The 1,593-nt window shown below is 49.7% G+C and carries 3 protein-coding genes; 2 read left to right on the forward strand and 1 reads right to left on the reverse strand.

Annotated features, from left to right (window positions below; genetic code table 11):
• Positions 1 to 1,144 (forward strand): virulence-associated E family protein (locus tag IEY11_RS13180; protein WP_243184014.1); only part of this gene is annotated, 1,144 nt, incomplete at its 5' end.
• A gap of 28 nt (positions 1,145 to 1,172) precedes the next feature.
• Here IEY11_RS13180 and IEY11_RS15125 read toward each other — a convergent pair.
• Positions 1,173 to 1,412 (reverse strand): hypothetical protein, encoded by a 240-nt coding sequence (locus tag IEY11_RS15125; RefSeq protein WP_021682886.1) that lies wholly within the window; start codon positions 1,410 to 1,412, stop codon positions 1,173 to 1,175.
• Here IEY11_RS15125 and IEY11_RS13185 point away from each other — a divergent pair.
• Complete coding sequence (locus IEY11_RS13185) at positions 1,386 to 1,583, forward strand: hypothetical protein (RefSeq protein ID WP_002569220.1); 198 nt, start codon at positions 1,386 to 1,388, stop codon at positions 1,581 to 1,583. The genes IEY11_RS15125 and IEY11_RS13185 overlap by 27 nt on opposite strands.
• Positions 1,584 to 1,593: the final 10 nt, after the last annotated feature.

The raw sequence follows: 1,593 nt of genomic DNA on the forward strand, positions 1-1,593 counted from the left end.
AGAAAGCACAGCCCTGAACGATACGGATATGAAGTATCTGCTTCTCTATCTGGAAGAAACCTATGGGCTTACCAATGAGAAAAAGATTGATAATGCCATCGGGATTGTGGCGAATGAAAACAAGTACCATCCCATCCGGGACTACCTAAGTGCCCTTGTGTGGGACGGGACAGAACGAATCCGTTTCTGTCTGCGGCACTTTCTGGGGGCTGACGCAGACGATTACACCTATGAAGCGTTGAAGCTGTTCCTGCTGGGTGCAATCTCACGAGCCTTTCAGCCGGGGTGCAAGTTTGAAATCATGCTCTGTCTGGTAGGCGGTCAGGGGGCTGGCAAGTCCACTTTCTTCCGTCTGCTGGCAGTCCGGGACGAGTGGTTTTCCGATGATTTGCGGAAGCTGGACGATGACAATGTGTACCGCAAGCTGCAAGGTCACTGGATTATCGAAATGTCGGAAATGATGGCAACCGCCAACGCCAAGAGCATTGAGGAAATCAAGTCGTTTTTAAGCCGGCAGAAAGAGGTTTACAAGATACCTTATGAAACCCACCCGGCAGACCGCCCCCGTCAGTGCGTGTTTGGCGGCACTTCCAATGCCCTTGACTTCCTGCCCCTTGACCGTTCCGGCAACCGCCGCTTTATCCCCGTCATGGTGTACCCGGAGCAAGCTGAGGTTCACATTTTGGAGGACGAAGCCGCTTCCAGAGCCTATATCGAACAAATGTGGGCAGAAGCGATGGAGATTTACCGAAGCGGCAGGTTCAAGCTGGCTTTCAGCCCCGCCATGCAGCGGTATCTCAAAGAACACCAGCGGGATTTTATGCCGGAGGACACCAAAGCCGGGATGATACAGGCGTATCTTGATAAGTACACCGGGAGCATGGTCTGTTCCAAGCAGCTCTACAAGGAAGCCTTAAACCATGCCTTTGACGAGCCGAAGCAATGGGAAATCCGGGAAATCAACGAGATTATGAACCAGTGCATTTCCGGCTGGCGGTACTTCCCGAACCCAAGAATGTTTTCAGAATATGGCAGACAAAAGGGCTGGGAGCGTGAAAACCCGGCAACGGACTCCGGCAACCCGTCTGAAAAAACGATGGATGGTTTTGTGGAGGTCACAGAACAGATGGAGCTTCCATTCTGAAAATGACCGCCCGTTGCACCCCCTGTTGCTATCCCGTTGCCGAGCCGGTTGCCGGGGAAAACCCCTTATTTCCGGGCTTTTCTCCCTTATAACAACCAAAACAACAGAAAAATAAAAGAAAAGTATAAATAGTAACCATCGCCAGATTGAGATTGTTTGCAAGGTCTTTTGAAGCCCGTTGCCGGACTTCGTTGCCGACACCCTCTGTCTGGCTATTTTCATGTATGGAGGATAACTGCCTATGGCAAAAAACAAAACAGAGATTCATGTGACCACTGTATTTGACGGGGAACTGGACGCAACCGATGTGTTCGTCAGTCTGATTTCCCAGAAATACGGTAAAACAAATACAAAAGAATATCTTGCTAAAAAGAAAGATATAGGCTATAATGAAGATGAGGTTCAAAAGAGCCAGATACCGTCTGGATTGTGTGGGTAAATGGCTATGA

The organism is Butyricicoccus faecihominis (assembly GCF_014648015.1).
GTDB classification, from domain to species: Bacteria; Bacillota; Clostridia; order Oscillospirales; family Butyricicoccaceae; genus Agathobaculum; species Agathobaculum butyriciproducens.

What these genes read in the sequence shown, in the direction of transcription:
- IEY11_RS13185 (WP_002569220.1), top strand. Translation starts at nt 1,386, where the DNA reads ATGGCAAAAAACAAAACAGAGATTCATGTGACCACTGTATTTGACGGG.
- IEY11_RS15125 (WP_021682886.1), bottom strand. Translation starts at nt 1,412, where the DNA reads ATGAATCTCTGTTTTGTTTTTTGCCATAGGCAGTTATCCTCCATACAT.